This is a genomic window from Parvibaculum sp., assembly GCF_030651915.1.
In the GTDB taxonomy this organism is placed as follows: Bacteria; Pseudomonadota; Alphaproteobacteria; order Parvibaculales; family Parvibaculaceae; genus Parvibaculum.
Map to the genome: position 1 here is coordinate 1 of NZ_JAUSBV010000008.1, position 17024 is coordinate 17024.

Sequence of the window (17024 nt, forward strand, 5' to 3'; positions counted from 1 at the left end):
ATAGGCCGAATAGGTCGCGCCACCCGTCTCCGCAAGCACCTTCGTGATCGCTGCCGTCAACGACGTCTTCCCGTGGTCAACGTGACCGATCGTACCGATGTTGCAGTGCGGCTTGTTCCGCTCAAACTTCTCTTTGGCCATGGGCGTTAGCTACCTTCAATTGATCGGTTAGGACTTGATCGGCGCGCGCCGCGCTCGAACTCTTCTTACTCTCGTCTCTGCCTTCGGCCGCATTTCGCCTCGGCGGGGCGCAGCACCGGCTGCACGGAGACTGGAGCGGGTGAAGGGAATCGAACCCTCGTCATCAGCTTGGAAGGCTGTTGCTCTACCATTGAGCTACACCCGCCGACCGGGTCGGTACTGGCCCTGAACTGTTCGCCTGTCTCAATGCCTGCGCTGGATGGTGGAGGGGGTTGGATTCGAACCAACGTAGGCATAGCCAACGGATTTACAGTCCGTCCCCTTTAGCCACTCGGGCACCCCTCCGTGTCCGATGTCAAATGTTGTGAAATCCCAATAAGTTCGCGGATGTGACTGCTCTTGCGGCCTCGTGGGACACGCGCGGCTTTATTCAGGTTTGCCGCCGCTGTGTCAACTAAAATCCCGGTCCCGAAAGCGTGAACATCCCCGCAGCGTGCCTCCAGCCGTGTTACCCGGCAAGGCGCGCTGTTCGGGGGCGTTTGCATGAGCCCGACCGACAAAATATAAGCGGCTCCATGACCAGACGCAAGCAGCCCTCCCATTCGCGGTCCGCCAGCACCGCGCCGCACACCACCCACGCCCATAAACATGGCCGGGGGCGCGGTGCCGGCAAGGCCAGCCGCTCGAGCGACGACGGCTATCTATATGGTTTTCATGCAGTTTTGGCCGCCTTGGGCAATCCCGCTCGCGACGCAGAACGCCTTTGCCTGACTCGGAACGCAGAATCCGAACTGGCCCGCCAAGGCATTGATGCAGCCCGGCATCTCGGACTTCGTCCGGAACTTATGGAAAATGAAGACATCGCCGCCCTGCTCCCGCCAGGCGCGGTCCATCAGGGCATCGCGCTTCGCGCCTCGCCCTTGCCCGAACGCGACGTCGCCGAGGTTTGTGACGGCGCCGCCCGCGTTGTCGTGCTGGACCAGGTCACCGACCCGCACAATTTCGGAGCGATTCTCCGCTCGGCCGCCGTTTTCGGGGCAACGGCACTCATAACGACAGACCGGAATAGCCCGCCCTTTGGCGGCGCACTCGCCAAGGCCGCGTCCGGGGGTCTCGAGCAGGTTCGCATCGCCCGCGTCACAAACCTCGTCCGCGCCATTGATGAACTGAAGGAACTGGGCTTCGAGGTAATTGGTCTCGATGGCGATGGCGAGGCCTCCCTGCCCGATCTCGAACTCTCGCCCCGCGTCGCGCTGGTGCTCGGCGCCGAGGGGACGGGCCTCAGGCGTCTCACCCGCGAGCATTGCGACTTACTGGCCCGCCTGCCGGCCGCAGGCACCATGAAAAGCCTCAACGTCTCCAACGCCGCCGCCGTCGCTCTTTACGAACTCTTCCGCCGCGGCCTCTGACGCCGTCACCTGCGGCACTTGCTGCCGACGCGTCCCGCAACTATCTTGCGCGCACGGTCGCCCTTGTAGCTCAGTTGGTAGAGCACCTGATTTGTAATCAGGGGGTCACGGGTTCGAATCCTGTCGGGGGCACCGATTCCTCAAAGCAAGGCCGCGGGCCTCAATCGATCGTATCGGCCAGCAGGCCGCGCGCCCGGAGCATGTCTCGCATCACTGTACCGACAGCCTGCGGCGAGAAGCGGTCGATCATGAGCTGTCGGCCGCGCATGGCTTTGGCGTTTGCCGCATCCCGGTCCGCCTCGATTACACACAACCAATGTGCCGCATCGTCGACACTCGGCTCCGCCCAAACCTGATCTTTCCAGTCCACGTAATGCTCTTCGGCGACCGGCACGAAATCATACGCCACCGGATATCCGGTCGACGCCGTCACAAAATCCGTGCTGCCGGAATAGTCGGTGGCAACGACGGGCTTACCGGCCGCCATTGCTTCCGCTGGCCCAAATCCGAACCCTTCCGAGCGGTGCAGGGAAATAAAGACGTCGCAATCGAAGATCAGACGATCCATCGCCGCTCGATCGAACGTCTTGTCGATCAGGACAATACGCGTATCCGCCGCTGCAATCTGAGCGAGCCAATCACGGCCATCATCATTTCGGCCGCCCCGCACCTTGATTACCAGACGCACATCACGCCGGGACAGCGGAAAGGCAAGCTGGAAAGCCGCTACAGTGGCATCAGGATTCTTCCGCGATCTGAAGGAGTCAAAATCGAAATAGGTCAGGATCGTGAATGGTTGGTCGGAATCTCCCGACATCGCTGCGTCCGTCGGAATGCGAACGGGCTGCGGCAACAGCGCAACCGGTCGATCAGTACTCGCACGAAAGGCATCTTCCACAAATCGGGATGGCGCCCAGATCTCATCAAATCGGTCGACAAACATACGATATTCATTTGGGATTCGCCCGAGTTCCCAGAATGGGTAGAGAATATTTGTGCTGTCGGGCCGCAATCGTCGGACATGCGGCCTGAGCCCCACGGGGGGCAGAACCAGAAGATGGACGAAACGATCCATCGCATCGCTGCATTTCGTCGCAAATGTTGTATCGGACTCGCGGCCTGGCAGATGAACGTTAACGAAGGTCGCGGGAATGCATGCAGCATCGATCGCGTAAGCGAGATTGCGTGCCGCCTGCCCGAGACCGATCTCGGAGCGAAGAAAGCCGCTCAGGCAGATACCATGACGCAAGGCGGGGCGCTGGCGGGAAGGCAATTCGGCCTGGTTTGCGCGCATCTCGGCAATCAGGCCGGTGGCGCTCGTCTCGTCTGCCCGAGCGAGGTGCGCCAGCGGACTTTCGGCATCCGAGTAGTCGGGCCGCAAGGTACGATATTGGCTGAGAGAGAACCACGGCACTGGCTTCCGCTTCTCGCGCCAGCCGGACTTCATGTAGTGTTCGAACGGATCGAGACCGCGATCTGCCACGTCGCGATAGAAATCGAGATACCAGACCGGATCGAAAGCACCCAGGGCTTCGACGCGCCGGCGCACAAGGAGCCGCGCCTGTTGTCCCGGCCTACCCCACCTGATCCACCGGAGCAGACGCTTGTGAAAGTCGTCCCTCCATCTCGCGGATCTGCGATCACCGGATATCATACAGCCCTCCCGGCGACATAATTCTATTGCGTTGCCGCAAAACAGTGATTTTTCCGCCTCTTCAGCATGGTGCCACATTTGTCTGCATGACAGACCGGGCGCCGTCTACCATAAAAAATTACCCGGGGTCGACATCGGCGGGCGCGGCCTCCCCGGCCAGAGCGGATTGATCCGGACGCCGACGATGCATATAGCATGCGGAAGACGCCGCTTGCCGCTGTGCAGGGAGGCAATTATCTTGCGCAGCGTTTCATCAGGAGTCCCTCCCATGACCATGCCGTCTGAGATCAAAGCGCGCGCGACGGCGTTGATTGCTGCCGAACGCACACGCTTTGTCGAACGGCATCCGGCTTCGCGGCGAATGGCAGTAGACGCAGGCACCCATTTCCCGGGCGGCGTACCCCTGCACTGGATGCTCGATTGGGAAACGCCCTTCCCGCTCTTCATCCGCGAGGCGTCGGGTTCCACCATCACCGATATCGATGGCCACCGCTATGCCGATTTCTGTCTTGGAGACACCGGCGCCATGTTCGGCCATTCGCCAGAGCCGGTTGCCCGCGCGATCGCCGCACAGGCACAGCGTGGTCTGACAGCGATGCTGCCATCCGACCTGACAGCCGAGGTCGGCAACCTGCTCGCGCTGCGCTTCGGGCTGCCCTTCTGGCAGGTGACGGCGACCGCAAGCGACGCCAACCGCGCCGTTGTCCGTTGGGCCCGCGCCTTGACGGGTCGCACGAAAGTACTGGTCTTCGACGGTTGCTATCACGGCCAGGTCGAGGACGCCTTCGTGAAGCTCGAAAATGGCGAAACCAAAATGAAGCCGAGCCTGCTCGGCCAGGTGAGCGACATCGCGCGAACAAGCGTCGCCGCGCCCTTCAACGATCTCGATGCCGTTGAGCGCCTGCTGGCGGACGGCGACATTGCACTGATCCTGACCGAGCCGGCATTGACCAACACGGCGATGGTACTGCCGGAACCCGGCTTCATCGAAGATATGATCGCCGCCGCGCACCGCCACGGCGCGCTGATCTGCCTCGATGAGACGCACACGATCTCCGCCGGTCCGGGTGGCTTCACCCGCGCGCATGATCTCTCACCCGATTTCTTCGTACTCGGCAAGCCCGTGGCCGGCGGTCTCCCTGCCGCCGTTTTCGGCTTCACGGCCAAGGTCGAGGCCAACATGCGCCGCGTGCTCGAGACGAAAGTGCCAGGCTATTCGGGCATCGGCACCACGCTTTCCGGCAACATGCTGGCGCTAGCCGCCATGCGTGCCTGTCTCGCCGAGATAATGACGGGCGATGCCTATGCGCACATGACGGCGCTCGCCGCGCAGCTTGCTGGCGCTCTTCGCGCCGCGGTGGAGAAACGCCGCCTGCCATGGACCGTGACACAACTCGGCGCACGGGCCGAACTGGTGTTCAGCCCGCGCCCGCTGCGCGACGGTGCCGAGGCCGCCGCCGCCATCGACCACGACGTCGAGCGCGCCATCCATCTTTTTCTGCTCAATCGCGGGGTGCTCGTGACGCCCTTTCACAACATGACACTCGTCGCGCCCACAACGACGCAAGCCGATGTCGAGAAACTGGCACACAATTTCGATGAGGCGCTTGGCCTGCTCTGCGGCGAAAAGGAGATCGCGGCATGACCCGCGCCAATGAAAAGGAGGCGGCCGATTTTCTCTCCGCCCATCCGGAGATCGTCCAGATTCAGGCATTCCTGACCGATCCTTCGGGGGTCGCGCGCGGCAAGGTACTCCGGCCCGAGGAAATCCTGACCGCCTATCGCGACGGCCGCCCCCTGCCATGCTCCATCCAGTCGCTCGACATGCTGGGCGCCGACGTTCTCGAAACCGGCCTGGTCTGGGCCGAGGGCGACAGCGACCGCCCCTGCTTTCCCGTTGCCGGCACGATCACCCATGCCCCCTGGCACGACACGCCGACCGCGCAACTGATCCTCGCCTCCTATGAAAAGGACGGCACAACAACACCGGCCGATCCGCGCCACGCGCTTGCCCGCGCCGTCGCATCGCTTGAACGCAAGGGACTGAAGGCGGTTGTCGCCATTGAACTGGAATTCTATCTGATCGATCGCGCATCGGCGCAATCGGGCAAGCCAAAGCCGCCCGCCGCGCCAAATGGCTTCGTACCGTCGCATCTGCAGGCCTATCTGATGCAGGACGTCGAGGATTTTGCGCCGGTTCTCGACGGCATATTTGCCGGAGCGAAAAAGATGGGCCTCCCCGCTCGTACGCTCATTTCCGAATATGCACCCGGCCAGTTCGAGATCGTGCTCGCGCACCGCGACGATGCGCTTCGCGCCGCCGACGATGCCATTCTCTACAAGCGTCTGGTCAAGGGTGTTGCCGACCGGCACGGCTACATCGCCTCCTTCATGGCCAAGCCCTATGCCGATATTTCCGGCAGCGGCATGCATGTCCACATATCGCTGGCGGACGAAAAGAACTCCAATCTCTTTGCCGGCGACGATCCGGCGCTGACCCCGCTGCTGCGCCAGGCCATTGGCGGTCTCGAAGCAACCATGGCCGACTCGATGGCAATTTTCGCACCCAACGCCAATTCGTTCCGCCGCTTTCGCCGCAATTCTTATGCGCCTTTGTCGCCCGCCTGGGCCATCGACAATCGCTCGGTGCCGCTCCGCGTCACTGCCGGGCCTCCGGCGACGCGCCATCTTGAGCATCGTGTCTGCGGAGCCGACGCAAATCCTTATGTGGCGCTCGCTACCGTCATCGCCGGCATCGAGGAGGGCATCGACCGGAATATCGAGCCGAGCGAACCCGTCAACGGAGACGGCTACGCGAAGCGCGAGGCGACGCTGCCGATGAATTGGTGGAGGGCACTGGAAATTGCGCGCCGCTCCGACTTCCTGCGCGAAAGACTCGGCGAAAAATTCGTCGATATCTTCCTGACCATCAAGGAAGTCGAATGCGACCGCTTTTTTGCCGAAATATCCGATGTCGATTTCGACTGGTACTTGCGCAACGCCTGACTGTCCGGCCTAGTCCGGGCAGGGATAGTTCGCCGCCAGCGCGCGCGCGCCCATTTCGAACGCCGAACGTCCATAGAGTTCCGGATGTTCTGGCGCGAATTCGATCACCTGCCGCGCAAACGTTTCGAAGGCGAGCTGCTCGGGCAGACGGAAGCAGACTTGCTCGTCCAGTCCCGGCCCAAGGCGCCGCACAACCAACGGCGCACCGGCTTCAACCGACGCATAAACGCCGACCGCAAGCCCGGCCAGAAACTGATGGCAGGACGCGCGTGCAATCCGGTCGTCGGCCTCCGCTGAGGCGCTCGCAGCAACCGTACATGCCGAAACAAGTTCGGCGCCGGTTGTAATGCGCGGTGCCTGCGCCAGCGCATGTCCCGCCGGCAGAAACGCCGACGCCAGAATCAATATGGCAAGTTTGCTGACATACTTCATGGCAATCTCCCTCTCCTGTTAACGCAATCTATTATGAACTTGATTTTCAAGGCTGACACGTCAACCGATGACGCGCGACGATAAAGCGCAGACAGATAAGGGGCCGCAGGGCAGCCGGTTTTGTCACCTCGTCTCTCTTCGGGATCAGTCGGCGCTGGTCGCCTTCTTCAGCGGATCTTCGAGCGGCACTTGCCCCTGCTCGGAAAAGCGCTTTCGCGCCTCTTCCTCTTGCTTGGTCCGCGCCGTCTGGTCGGTGATCTGCCTGCCCAGCGCCACGACATTCGGAATCTCGTCGTCCGTCAGCGCCTTCATATACTGCTTCCGCTTCATCGCCTTTTCGATATAGGGCGCGAGTTCCTCCGCCTTCCTCTTCTGCCGCTCGTCCTCATGCTCCTTGAACTCCGGCATGACATCGTTTGCGAACATTTCCAATGCTTCGCAAATATCCTCATGCCGGTTGCGCCCGCCCTGCTGGATGAACGCGACCTGATCGACGCCGGCTTCCGCGAAGCCGCGCAGATGCTGCCGCATCTGCTCCGGCGTACCGATGCCGCGATTGCCGCCCTCTTCCGGCAGATGCGGACGCGCCTTCTCGAAGGCCTCCCAGATGTTGGTGCGGCCCGGCTTGTGCTCGCCGAAAATGTAGTGATGACCGAGCGCGTAGCCGAAGAAACGGAACCCGTCCATGCCGCGGCGCTTGGCCTCCTCCGCATCCTTGTGCAGCGAGAAGCCTGTCACCATGGCAATGTTCGGATTGCAGGCATGGCCGATCGGCACGGCCTCTTCCTTGAAGATACGGTAGTAATCGTCGACCCACTGCTTGGCTTCCGCCGGATCGACAAAGGCGAAGGTCAGCGCCCCGATGCCGAGCCGCGCCGCGAGCTTGATCGTCTCGCGATTGGAGCAGGCAACCCAGAGCGGCGGATGCGGTCGCTGCACAGGCTTCGGCACCACGTTGCGGCAGGGCATCGAAAAGAACTCGCCCTCATAGCCGGGATAGGGGTCCATCGCCATCATGTTGGCGCATTGCTCCACCGCCTCGCGCCATTGCGACCGCTTCTGGTCGACCGGAACGCCATAGCCGCCGAGCTCGAGCAGCGCCGAGCTTTCACCCGTACCCCATTCGACGCGGCCTTTCGACACGAGATCGAGCGTCGCGATGCGCTCGGCCACACGCGCCGGATGATTGTAGTTCGGCGGCATCAGTGTGATGCCATGACCGAGACGAATGTCCTTGGTGCGCTGCGAGCAGGCCGCGAGGAAAACCTCCGGCGCCGAGGAATGCGAATACTCTTCGAGGAAATGATGTTCGACCTCCCAAGCATGGTCGATGCCGATCTTGTCGGCGAGTTCGACCTGGTCGAGCGCATCCTGAAAGAGCTTCAGCTCGTCACCTTCGTGCCAGGGTCTTGGCAACTGATGTTCGTAGAATATGCCGAACCGCATGGCGTATCTCCCACTGTAGAGAATTCGTCAGTCGAATACCTTGATTTCGGATGGCGTCCTGTAGCTGGCGCCGGCCAGCGCCGGACTTTCGGCCGCGCGCGCGAATGCTGCCTTGATGTTGCGGGCGCGCTCGGTGAACAGCGGCGCCATGTCGGGATGCGTGAAGATGTAGAGTTCGCCGGCCTGAATGGCCTCGACCACCCGCGCGCCCACACGGTCGGGATCGAGCCCGCCGAGGATGAGCTGCTTTGCCGCTTCGACACGCGCCGGATCACGGTCGTCCGATGCCGGTCCGAATTTGTCCTGCCGCGCCCGCGCGCTTTCATGGATACGCGTACGCACAAAACCCGGACAGAGAACTGACACGCCGATATTTTCCGGCGCCAACTGCCCCGCCCATCCTTCCGACATGCCGACCACGGCATATTTCGACGCCGTATAGGGCTCCATCCCTGGAATCGAGATCATTCCCGCCATCGACGCCGTGTTGACGAAATGCCCGCCCTCGCCATGCGCGCGGATATGCGGCAGGAAGGCTTCGGTGCCGTAGACCACGCCCATGAGATTGACGGCGATGGTCCAATCCCAGTCGCCGGGTTTCAACGCGCCGATCGGCCCGCCGGCGCCGACACCGGCATTGTTGCAGACGACATGCACCTTGCCGAAAGCCGCCACGGTCTCTTCTGCCGCGCGTTCCACCGATTTCCGGTCGGCCACGTCGCAGCGCACGCCCGCCGCCTTGATCTGCCGTTCCTTGAGTTCGCTTACCGCAACGGAGAGATCGTCCTCGTTGATGTCGGCCAGCATCACATTCATGCCAGCGGCGCCGAATGCCCGCGCCATCGACAATCCGATGCCGCTCGCACCGCCCGTCACAAACGCCGCCTTGCCTTGCAGGTTTTTCATTATGCGGCCTGCTTCACATCGTCGAGTGCATCGAATTCGGCAAAGAGCTTCGCTCCGTTCGGCGCCTTTTCGAGCCCGGCGCGGATTGCCTCACGCGTCTGCTCACGGCCGAAATCGGCCTGCGTCACCGCATGCCAGTACACCATGCCCTCCCAGATCGGATCGATCAGATCGCTGCCCTTGACGCGCGAGCCGTCGATCCCTTTGAAGGTAAAGCTGCGCATTTCCGAAATCGTCGTCTGCAGATAGCCGACATGAATGGCCTCGTCGGTACGAATGCGCTCGACCATCTCGGCCGCGAGTTGCGCTTCCGCCCGGCGGTCCGGGAACGCCTCCTCATCGCGCATGATCTGGCAGCAGAACGCAAAAAAACTCTCGGCCCGCACCTCGATCATCAGCACATTCATCAGAAGCAGAATGAGCTGCTCGAATCCTGCCGGAAGCTGCGGCATCAGGCGTCCGGTGTCGGGCCGGCCGATGCTTTCCGGCACGTTCGGCATGGGATAGCGGTCCTTGCCGAAGCAGAGATCGCGCGCCGCAAACCACATCTGGTCATGTGCGCCATATTCGGGTTCGGCAGGATCGCCGCCCTCATCCGCACCGTGTGCGTAGAGCAGGCCCTTGTGCAGATGCCCGGTGCAGGTCTCCGAAATGTCATCCTCGATGATCGTCTGAAAATCCGGCGCCTGCAGGTCGCAAAGTAACTTGCCGCGCGCCTCGATGATCCCGGTGATTGTCAGCGAATTCCAGAACGGAACGCCGACGCCGTGACGCAGCAGAAGCTTTTCCTGCGAAATGTTCGGATAGTTGCCGCGCTTCAGCAGTTGTACGGTCGCATCGATCAGCGGATACCCTTTCGCGGTCAGCGCCTTCTGCCAGGCATTAACGGCCGGCCAGCGATACAGAACCCGCGGCGAAACATAGCTGCCGTCGGCCAGAAAGCCGCCATGCAGCTTGTAACCTGCCTCGACTTGCGGTTTTGCATAATCGTGCGAGGCCATCAACTCGTCCCGCGTATAAGTGAGCTTCGCCATTCCGTTATCCTCCGTTTCGGCCTCTTGCTGGGCCGCAATAGTCGCCGCTACTTTTTGAGCGCGCGAACGAAAAGCCTGGTCATGCCGTCGATCATCGCACCGCGGTCGAGCTTCTGGCGGAAGCCGTAGGCGCCGCCCTGCTTGATCGCACCGACAATCAGATAGCCCGCAAGCCGCGTATCGAGATCGGCAAGGGCCTCGCCGGTTCCCTTCCAGTGTTCGAGCGCCTTGATCCAGCCTTCCGCCCAGCGATCCGCCGGCATTTTCCGGCCGGTATCGCCCTTCCACAGCACGCTGACATCGGTCAACGTCGCCGCCAGCACGCCCGGATTGGCGTCCGAATATTCGAATATCGCCAGCAGGATTTCGCGGATGCCGTCCTCAAGCGAATTCGCACCCGCCAGATGCGCCTCGAGAAAGACCTCGAGTTCCTTGGCCGCCTCTTCGGTGAAGGCGAGGAAGCAGTCGAGCTTGTCTTCGAAATGCAGGTAGAACGTCCCGTGACCGACGCCGGCCTCGCGCGAAATATCCTGCGGCCGCGTGTCGTGATAGCCGCGCTCGACGAAGAGATTGCGCGCCGCGGCCATCAGCTTGCGGCGGCTTTCGAGTTTGCGCTTGGTCGCACCCGACACACCGCCCCCTGCCTTGCCGGCGGTGGGCGCCCGTGCCTCTTCCTCATTTTCCAGGACGGCCGCTTCAGCGGCTTCTCGGGTCCCGGAGCCCGTTTCCTCCGTGGTCATGGAGAAAGCGTTGCCCTGAAATGACAAAATGTCAACTCACTTGAGTGAAATTTGCGGGCATTTTCGCCGCCGCGACGCCTGCACACTTTATCCGGCGCGGCGTTTCGTTCAAGACCTTCGCCCGCGGCCCTCCTAGATGTCACCTGCACAAAGGAGAGCCGCCATGTCCAAACAACGCAGTTTCGTTCCCGCCCTGGGAAAATCGGAGTTCACCAACAGCTATGACAAGGTGATCGCCGTCATGACGCGCGAAAAGCGTTGGCGGCCACTGGTCGTGAAGGCGCTGGCGCTCAAAGCCGGTGAGACAATTGTCGACATCGGCGCCGGCACCGGCTCACAGTCGATCCTCCTCAAGCAGGCGGCACCCGGCATCCGTGTCATTGGCATCGATCCAGATCCCGAGGTGCTGGCCATTGCGCGACGCAAGGCGGAGGCAGCCGGTCTGGACATCGACTGGCGCCAGGGCTTCGGCGACGAAGCCGACGGCATCCTGGGTTCGGGACTGGCGGACGCCGTTGTCTCCAGCCTCGTGCTCCACCAATGCCCGATGGAGGTCAAATCCGGCATCCTCACCGCGGCACATCGCCTGCTCAAGCCCGGCGGCCGCCTCGTCATCGCCGACTTCGGCCTTCAGCGCACATTCTTGATGCGCACGCTCTTCCGACAGGTTCAGGCGGTCGACGGCTACGAATACACGCAGCCAAACGCCGAAGGCATCCTGACCGAGTTGATCCCGGCTGCCGGTTTCGCCGATCTGGAAGAACGGCATGTCTTCCCGACGCATACGGGTTCGATCAGCATCTATTGCGCGGTGAAGCCGTCCTGAAATTCAACCGAGCATGTCGGCGGCAACGCGCGGCGTCACGCCGAACATCCGCCGCATCGTTCGGGTGAAATGCGCCTGATCGGCAAAACCGCCCGCTGCAGCAGCCGCCGCGAGCCCGGCGCCGTCGGAAAGCGCGCGCGACGCCCGCGCAAGTTTCTGCCAGAGCAGCCATTGCGAAAGCGCGACGCCGAGTTCCGTCTGTGCGAGTTCCCGCAAGCGCTGTGTTGAAAGCCCGGCAACAGCCGCAGCATCCCGCACGGCTCCGGGCGCACCGGTCCCATGCCGCAGGCAATCGAGCGCCGCGGACAATCGTGGATCGACGGGCGCACCGCCCTGTCCCGCAAGCTGCACCGACAGCCGTCCAATCGTTCCGGCAATGTCGGCGGCGTCGAACATGGTTTCGACCGCCGACGGCGCGGGCATCGCCGTATCGCCGGGGCAAAGCCGCCGAAGCGCACGGCCGAGTGGCGCTTCGGCTTCAAGATAAAACGCCGTCACCGCCGCCTCCTGCGGCAACATCTCATGGCGCGTCATGGAAGGCACGATCACAGCCCGTCCACGTACGACAGCGTCGTCGCATCGCACAGCGACTGCACCCGACGCGGCCACGGCAATCTGGATCGCGGCGTGGCGATGCGCGGTATTCGCATCCGCCGGTCCCCGATAGGCAGCCCATCCGTCACCGAATTTGAACCGCCCGGACCACATCGTTTTCGCCTACTCCGCCGCCTTGCGCCCGCCCTCGATGATCTGCCAGAGCTTCAGCGGCGTCACCGGCATGTCGATCTCCTCGATGCCGTAAGGCTTCAGCGCGTCAATCACCGCATTGATGAAGGCGGCCGGCGCGCCGACGGTGCCGGCCTCGCCTGCGCCCTTGACGCCGAGTTCGTTGGAGAGCGCCGGGAACTCGTTATAGCTGACGTCGAATGACGGCACGTCGTCGGCGCGCGGCATCCAGTAATCCATGAACGAGCCGGTCACGAGCTGCCCGGCCGCGTCGTAAAGCGCGTGTTCGCCCATCGCCTGCCCGAGCCCCTGCACGATACCGCCATGCACCTGGCCCGCGACGATCAACGGATTGATGATCTGGCCGAAATCGTCGACCGCCGTGAATTTGACGATACGGAACTGCCCGGTCTCGCTGTCGATCTCGACCTCGCAGATATGCGCGCCGTTCGGGAACGTGTTCTTGTCCTGCTTGTATTCGCCGTCGCCGGCCAGCTCGCCGAGATTGGCTTGCGTCGCCGCGATCCGCGCCACCGCGAAGAGATCGATCGTCTTGTCGGTGCCCGCTACCGCGAAAACCGGCTGACCGTCGGCGCCCCGATACTCGATGTCGGCCTTCGCCGCTTCGAGCTCGTTGGCCGCGATCTCGCGCCCCTTCTCGATCAGCTTGTCGGAGGCATCGGCCATCGCGCCATTGGCGAGATAAAGCGCCTTCGACCCGCCCGTACCGGCACCACCCGGCAGAATGTCCGAGTCGCCGAGATGCACCTTGATCTTTTCGGCATCGACGCCGAGCCGCGACGAAATGAGCTGCGTCCACACGGTCTCGTGGCCCTGACCGTTGGTCTGCTGGCCGGTCCATACATGTACCATTCCGTCTGCCCCGTCGACGGCGATGCGCGCATAATCGCTCATGCCGGCCGCCGTGCGTTCGACATAATAGCTGATGCCGATACCGCGCAGCTTGCCATCCTTGGCCGCTGCCGCGCGCCGCGCTTCGAAGCCCGCATAGTCGGCGCGCTTCATCGCATCGTCGAGATTGAATTCGAAATTGCCGGAATCGAAGGGCAGCGATGGCGGCGCGTTGAACGGCATCGCGCTCTGCGGCACGAAATTACGCTTGCGCAACTCGGCCGGCGAAAGCCCGATCTCCTTCGCCGCCTTCTCCATCAGTCGCTCGATGACATAGGAGGCTTCCGGCCGCCCGGCGCCGCGATAGGCGTCCACCGGCACCGTGTTGGTGTAGACGGCGCGCACATGGTTATACATCGCCGGCACCACATAGACGCCGACATGCATGCCGCGCGGCGCGAGCGACGGGATGAACGGCCCGAACTGGCTCTGATAGGCGCCGAGATTGGCGATGGTGTCCACCTCGACGGCGAGAATCTTCCCGTCCTTGTCGAGTGCGAGTGCCGCTTCCGTCACATGGTCGCGCCCCTGGCTGTCGGTGATGAAACTGTCGGAACGGTCGCCGACCCATTTGACCGGCCGCCCCAGCATCTTCGAGGCAAACAGCACCAGCGGATATTCGGGATAGACGAAAGTCTTCATGCCGAAGCCGCCGCCGACATCCTCGGTGATCACGCGCAGCTTCTCGACCGGAATTTTCAGCGAATGCAGCGCGATATTGTTGCGCATGCCGTGCACGCCCTGGCTCGCCGTATAAAGTGTGTAGTGGTCGCGCGCCGCATCATAGGCGCCCAGCGCCGCGCGCGGCTCCATCGCCGCGACAACGATCCGGTTGTTGACGAGCTTGACACACGTCACATGATGCGCCGCCTTCATCGCCTCAGCCACCTGATCGGCCTTGCCGATCGACCAGTCATAGGCGAGGTTGCTGCCGTTCTCCTCCCAGATCACCGGCGCGTCCGGCGCGATCGCGCCGGCCGTGTCCGCCGTCGCCGGCAGGTCGTCGTAATCGATGAGCAGCAGTTCCGCCGCGTCGCGCGCCTGCGCCGCCGTCTCGGCGACGATCATCGCCACCGTATCGCCGACATGACGCACCCGGTCCCGTGTGATGAGATTGCGCACAGTCTTGAAGATCGGCGTGCCGTCCTTGTTCTTCAGCATGTCGGCGGCCGGCGAATAGACCGTGCCGAGCCCGGCCTTCTCCGCGTCTTCGCCTGTATAGACCGCGATCACGCCCGCCGCTGCCTTCGCATCCGATGTATCGATCCCGGTGATCCGCGCATGCGCTCGTGGACTGCGCACCATATAGGCATGCGCCTGCTCCGGCAGCGACATGTCGTCGGCGTAGCGCCCTTCGCCGGTGATCAGCCGCAAATCCTCGACGCGCCGCGCCGGTTGCCCCACACCGAACTTGACCATCAACGGACCTCTTTCATGCCGATTGCGTTAGCAGTGCAGATGGCGACTCGCCACCCGCACCGCAAATGAAAATTCGTTGAAGCGCGCTCGCGATCCCGATCAGTGCCGATAAGACGGATCGATCCGGTCGAGTGTGCGCAGAAGCGCCGGCCAGGCGAGATTGCCGATGCCGTGCTTCTTGTGGAACATGCCCTGCTCGGCGGTTTTCTCCGGCACACCCTGATTCGGCATGGTGAGTTTCACCCCGCCCGAAAGCGCGCGCACCTGCATCGTACAGGCCCGCTCCAGGAAATAGAGCCGCAGGAACGCGTCCGGGCAGCTCGCGCCTGCCGCCAGCAAGCCGTGGTTGCGCAAAATCATGCAATGCTTGTTGCCGAGGTCGCGCACCAGCCGCTCGCGCTCGTCATGTTCAAGCGCGATGCCTTCATAATCGTGATAGGCGAGGTCTTCCAGCACCACCATCGCGGTCTGCGACAGCGGCAGCAATCCGTCCGCCTGCGCCGACACGGCGACACCGTCGTCCGAATGCGTATGGATCACCGCATTGGCGTCAGGCACCGACATATGCACAGCACTGTGAATGGTGAAGCCGGCCGGATTGACCGCATAATCGGTCGGCATGACGATATTGCCGTCGAGATCGACCTTCACCAGGCTCGACGCCGTGATTTCATCGAAGCTCATGCCATACGGGTTGATCAGGAAATAATGCTCGGGCCCCGGCACACGCGCCGAAATATGCGTGTAGATGAGATCGCTCCAGCCGTAATGCGCCACCAGCCGGTAGGTCGCCGCGAGATCGACGCGCACCTGCCACTCGTCCGCCGACACCTGCTTGCGCACCGAAGCGCCGCTGAAATCTTCTGCCACCGACATGGGGCCCGCCTTCCGTCACATGTTTGAAAACCGGATTCTTTGTTCCGGTCAGTCTGCCATGCGCGGCGGCACTCCGCAAACGCCGCCCTATTCCGCCGCCTTCGCCTGTGGAACCGGCGCCAGCACCTTGCCTGGATTGAGAATGTTCTTCGGATCGAGGGTGCGCTTCAAGAGCCGCATCAGCGCCACTTCTTCCGGGCTGCGCGACCAGTCGAGATAAGGCCGCTTCTCAAGCCCGATCCCGTGCTCGGCCGAGACCGATCCCTGCCGCTCGCGCAACTCGCCATAAACGATCGCCTCGACGCCGCGCCGCGTCTCGGGTCCTGCATCCGGAAAGCGGCCCGGAATGACATGCAGATTGCCGTCGCCCAGATGCCCGAACACCATCAGCGAACTGCCGGTCCATTTGGCGGCCAGCGCATTCTTCACTTCGCCGATATAGCTCTCCATGTCGGCGATCTTGAGACTGACATCGAAGGTGAACATCGGATAGGTGTGCACCACCTGCCCCACATCGTCGCGCAAGGCCCACATCGCGTCGCGCTCGGCCTGGCTCTTGGCGATCACCGCGTCGGAAATCATGCCGTCTTCGAGCGCCGCCATCATCGCCGCCTCGAAGCGCGCGCTATCGGCCTCCTGGTCGCCGCCGAGAGACTCCACCAGCACATAATAGGGATGCCCATGCGCGATCACCGGCCGCCCCTTGGCGGGCTCGCTGGTCACGAGCTTGTAGAAATCCTCCCACATCACTTCGAAGGCCGACAGCGCCCCGCCCAGCGCGCGCTCCATATGCCGCAGGAACGCCGGCAGTTGCGCGAAGCTTTCGACTGCCACAAAGCCCGTATCCTGCGACGCGGGTTTCGGCCGCAGCCTGAGCACCGCCCGCGTCACGACGCCGAGCGTCCCTTCCGAGCCGATGAACATGTGTTTGAGGTCGTAGCCGGCATTGTTCTTGATGAGCTTGTTCATGGACGTCATCACAGTGCCGTCCGCCAGCACCACTTCAAGCCCCAGCACCAGGTCGCGCGTCATCCCGTAGCGGATCACGCGGTTGCCGCCGGCGTTCGTCGAGATATTGCCGCCGATGGTCGCCGAGCCGCGTGCGCCGAGATCGAGCGGAAACAGCAGCCCCTTGGCCTCCGCCGCTTCGCATACTGTCTGCAGCACGCAACCCGCCTGCACGCTCATCGTGCCGCCGACGGCATCGATCTCCTCGATCTTGTTCATGCGTTCGAGCGACAGCGCGATATGCCCCTGTGCTTCGCCGCCTTCCACGAGCCCGGTCTTGCCGCCCCACGGCACCACGCCCTCACCCGCCGCATGGCAGAGCTTCAGCGCCTTGGAAACCTCCTCGGTCGAGGTGGGCCTGAGCACGGCGGCCGGCACACCGAGCTTGCTCCAGCCCCCTTGCGCCTTCTCCTCCGCATCCTTGCCCGTCAGCACGCCGGCATCGCCCAGCGCCGCCTTGAGCTTCTGAATGAGATCGTCCGATGCCAT

15 protein-coding genes and 3 tRNA genes are annotated in these 17024 nt (G+C 62.9%); 5 read left to right on the forward strand and 13 right to left on the reverse strand.

The features are described from left to right. The 3 genes from Q7V31_RS11350 to Q7V31_RS11360 all read right to left on the reverse strand — a co-directional run. On the reverse strand, positions 1-141 hold a 141-nt coding region (locus tag Q7V31_RS11350), incomplete at its 3' end, for a GTP-binding protein (protein ID WP_304735124.1). 131 nt (positions 142-272) lie between these two features. After that, positions 273-346 (reverse strand) — tRNA-Gly (locus Q7V31_RS11355). A gap of 55 nt (positions 347-401) precedes the next feature. Beyond that, positions 402-486: transfer RNA gene (locus Q7V31_RS11360), tRNA-Tyr, on the reverse strand. 230 nt (positions 487-716) lie between these two features. Here Q7V31_RS11360 and rlmB point away from each other — a divergent pair. Continuing rightward, entirely contained in the window at positions 717-1550 is an 834-nt protein-coding gene (gene rlmB, locus Q7V31_RS11365) for a 23S rRNA (guanosine(2251)-2'-O)-methyltransferase RlmB (protein ID WP_304734367.1), read from the forward strand. A 59-nt stretch (positions 1551-1609) separates the two neighbouring features. Further along, positions 1610-1682 (forward strand) — tRNA-Thr (locus tag Q7V31_RS11370). A gap of 28 nt (positions 1683-1710) precedes the next feature. Here Q7V31_RS11370 and Q7V31_RS11375 read toward each other — a convergent pair. Then, a complete protein-coding gene (locus Q7V31_RS11375; protein ID WP_304734369.1) occupies positions 1711-3099 on the reverse strand; it encodes a glycosyltransferase in 1389 nt (462 codons plus the stop codon). Between the two features lie 373 nt (positions 3100-3472). Between Q7V31_RS11375 and Q7V31_RS11380 the strand changes: the two genes are divergently transcribed. Continuing rightward, positions 3473-4849, forward strand: coding sequence for an aspartate aminotransferase family protein (locus tag Q7V31_RS11380; protein WP_304734371.1), 1377 nt, complete (start codon positions 3473-3475; stop codon positions 4847-4849). Beyond that, positions 4846-6210, forward strand: a complete 1365-nt coding sequence (locus Q7V31_RS11385; protein ID WP_304734373.1) for a glutamine synthetase family protein — start codon at positions 4846-4848, stop codon at positions 6208-6210. The genes Q7V31_RS11380 and Q7V31_RS11385 overlap by 4 nt, the downstream gene beginning before the upstream one ends. A 9-nt stretch (positions 6211-6219) precedes the next feature. On the opposite strand, the gene Q7V31_RS11390 is transcribed toward Q7V31_RS11385, so the two are convergent. From Q7V31_RS11390 to Q7V31_RS11410, 5 genes are all read right to left on the reverse strand, one after another. Further along, the gene (locus Q7V31_RS11390; protein WP_304734375.1) at positions 6220-6642 is read right to left on the reverse strand and encodes a Rap1a/Tai family immunity protein; all 423 of its coding nucleotides are present in this window, start codon (positions 6640-6642) and stop codon (positions 6220-6222) included. A gap of 144 nt (positions 6643-6786) precedes the next feature. Then, the gene (locus tag Q7V31_RS11395) at positions 6787-8088 is read right to left on the reverse strand and encodes an LLM class flavin-dependent oxidoreductase (protein WP_304734377.1); all 1302 of its coding nucleotides are present in this window, start codon (positions 8086-8088) and stop codon (positions 6787-6789) included. Between the two features lie 27 nt (positions 8089-8115). After that, on the reverse strand, positions 8116-8994 hold the full coding sequence (locus tag Q7V31_RS11400) for an SDR family NAD(P)-dependent oxidoreductase (RefSeq protein WP_304734380.1): 879 nt from the start codon (positions 8992-8994) through the stop codon (positions 8116-8118). Next, positions 8994-10028, reverse strand: coding sequence for a hypothetical protein (locus Q7V31_RS11405; protein ID WP_304734382.1), 1035 nt, complete (start codon positions 10026-10028; stop codon positions 8994-8996). The genes Q7V31_RS11400 and Q7V31_RS11405 overlap by 1 nt, the downstream gene beginning before the upstream one ends. A gap of 47 nt (positions 10029-10075) precedes the next feature. Next, positions 10076-10768 (reverse strand): TetR/AcrR family transcriptional regulator, encoded by a 693-nt coding sequence (locus Q7V31_RS11410; protein ID WP_304734383.1) that lies wholly within the window; start codon positions 10766-10768, stop codon positions 10076-10078. Positions 10769-10931: 163 nt separating this feature from the next. Here Q7V31_RS11410 and Q7V31_RS11415 point away from each other — a divergent pair, with 163 nt between their 5' ends. Next, positions 10932-11594 (forward strand): class I SAM-dependent methyltransferase, encoded by a 663-nt coding sequence (locus Q7V31_RS11415; RefSeq protein WP_304734385.1) that lies wholly within the window; start codon positions 10932-10934, stop codon positions 11592-11594. A gap of 3 nt (positions 11595-11597) precedes the next feature. Here Q7V31_RS11415 and Q7V31_RS11420 read toward each other — a convergent pair whose 3' ends face one another. From Q7V31_RS11420 to Q7V31_RS11435, 4 genes are all read right to left on the reverse strand, one after another. Then, positions 11598-12302, reverse strand: a complete 705-nt coding sequence (locus tag Q7V31_RS11420; protein WP_304734387.1) for a helix-turn-helix domain-containing protein — start codon at positions 12300-12302, stop codon at positions 11598-11600. Between the two features lie 9 nt (positions 12303-12311). Next, positions 12312-14651, reverse strand: a complete 2340-nt coding sequence (locus Q7V31_RS11425) for a xanthine dehydrogenase family protein molybdopterin-binding subunit (RefSeq protein WP_304734389.1) — start codon at positions 14649-14651, stop codon at positions 12312-12314. Positions 14652-14750: 99 nt separating this feature from the next. Then, positions 14751-15527 carry a class II aldolase/adducin family protein gene (locus Q7V31_RS11430; protein WP_304734391.1) on the reverse strand — a complete coding sequence of 259 codons (777 nt, stop codon included), beginning with the start codon at positions 15525-15527 and terminating at the stop codon, positions 14751-14753. An 87-nt stretch (positions 15528-15614) separates the two neighbouring features. Beyond that, entirely contained in the window at positions 15615-17024 is a 1410-nt protein-coding gene (locus Q7V31_RS11435) for an FAD-binding oxidoreductase (protein ID WP_304734393.1), read from the reverse strand.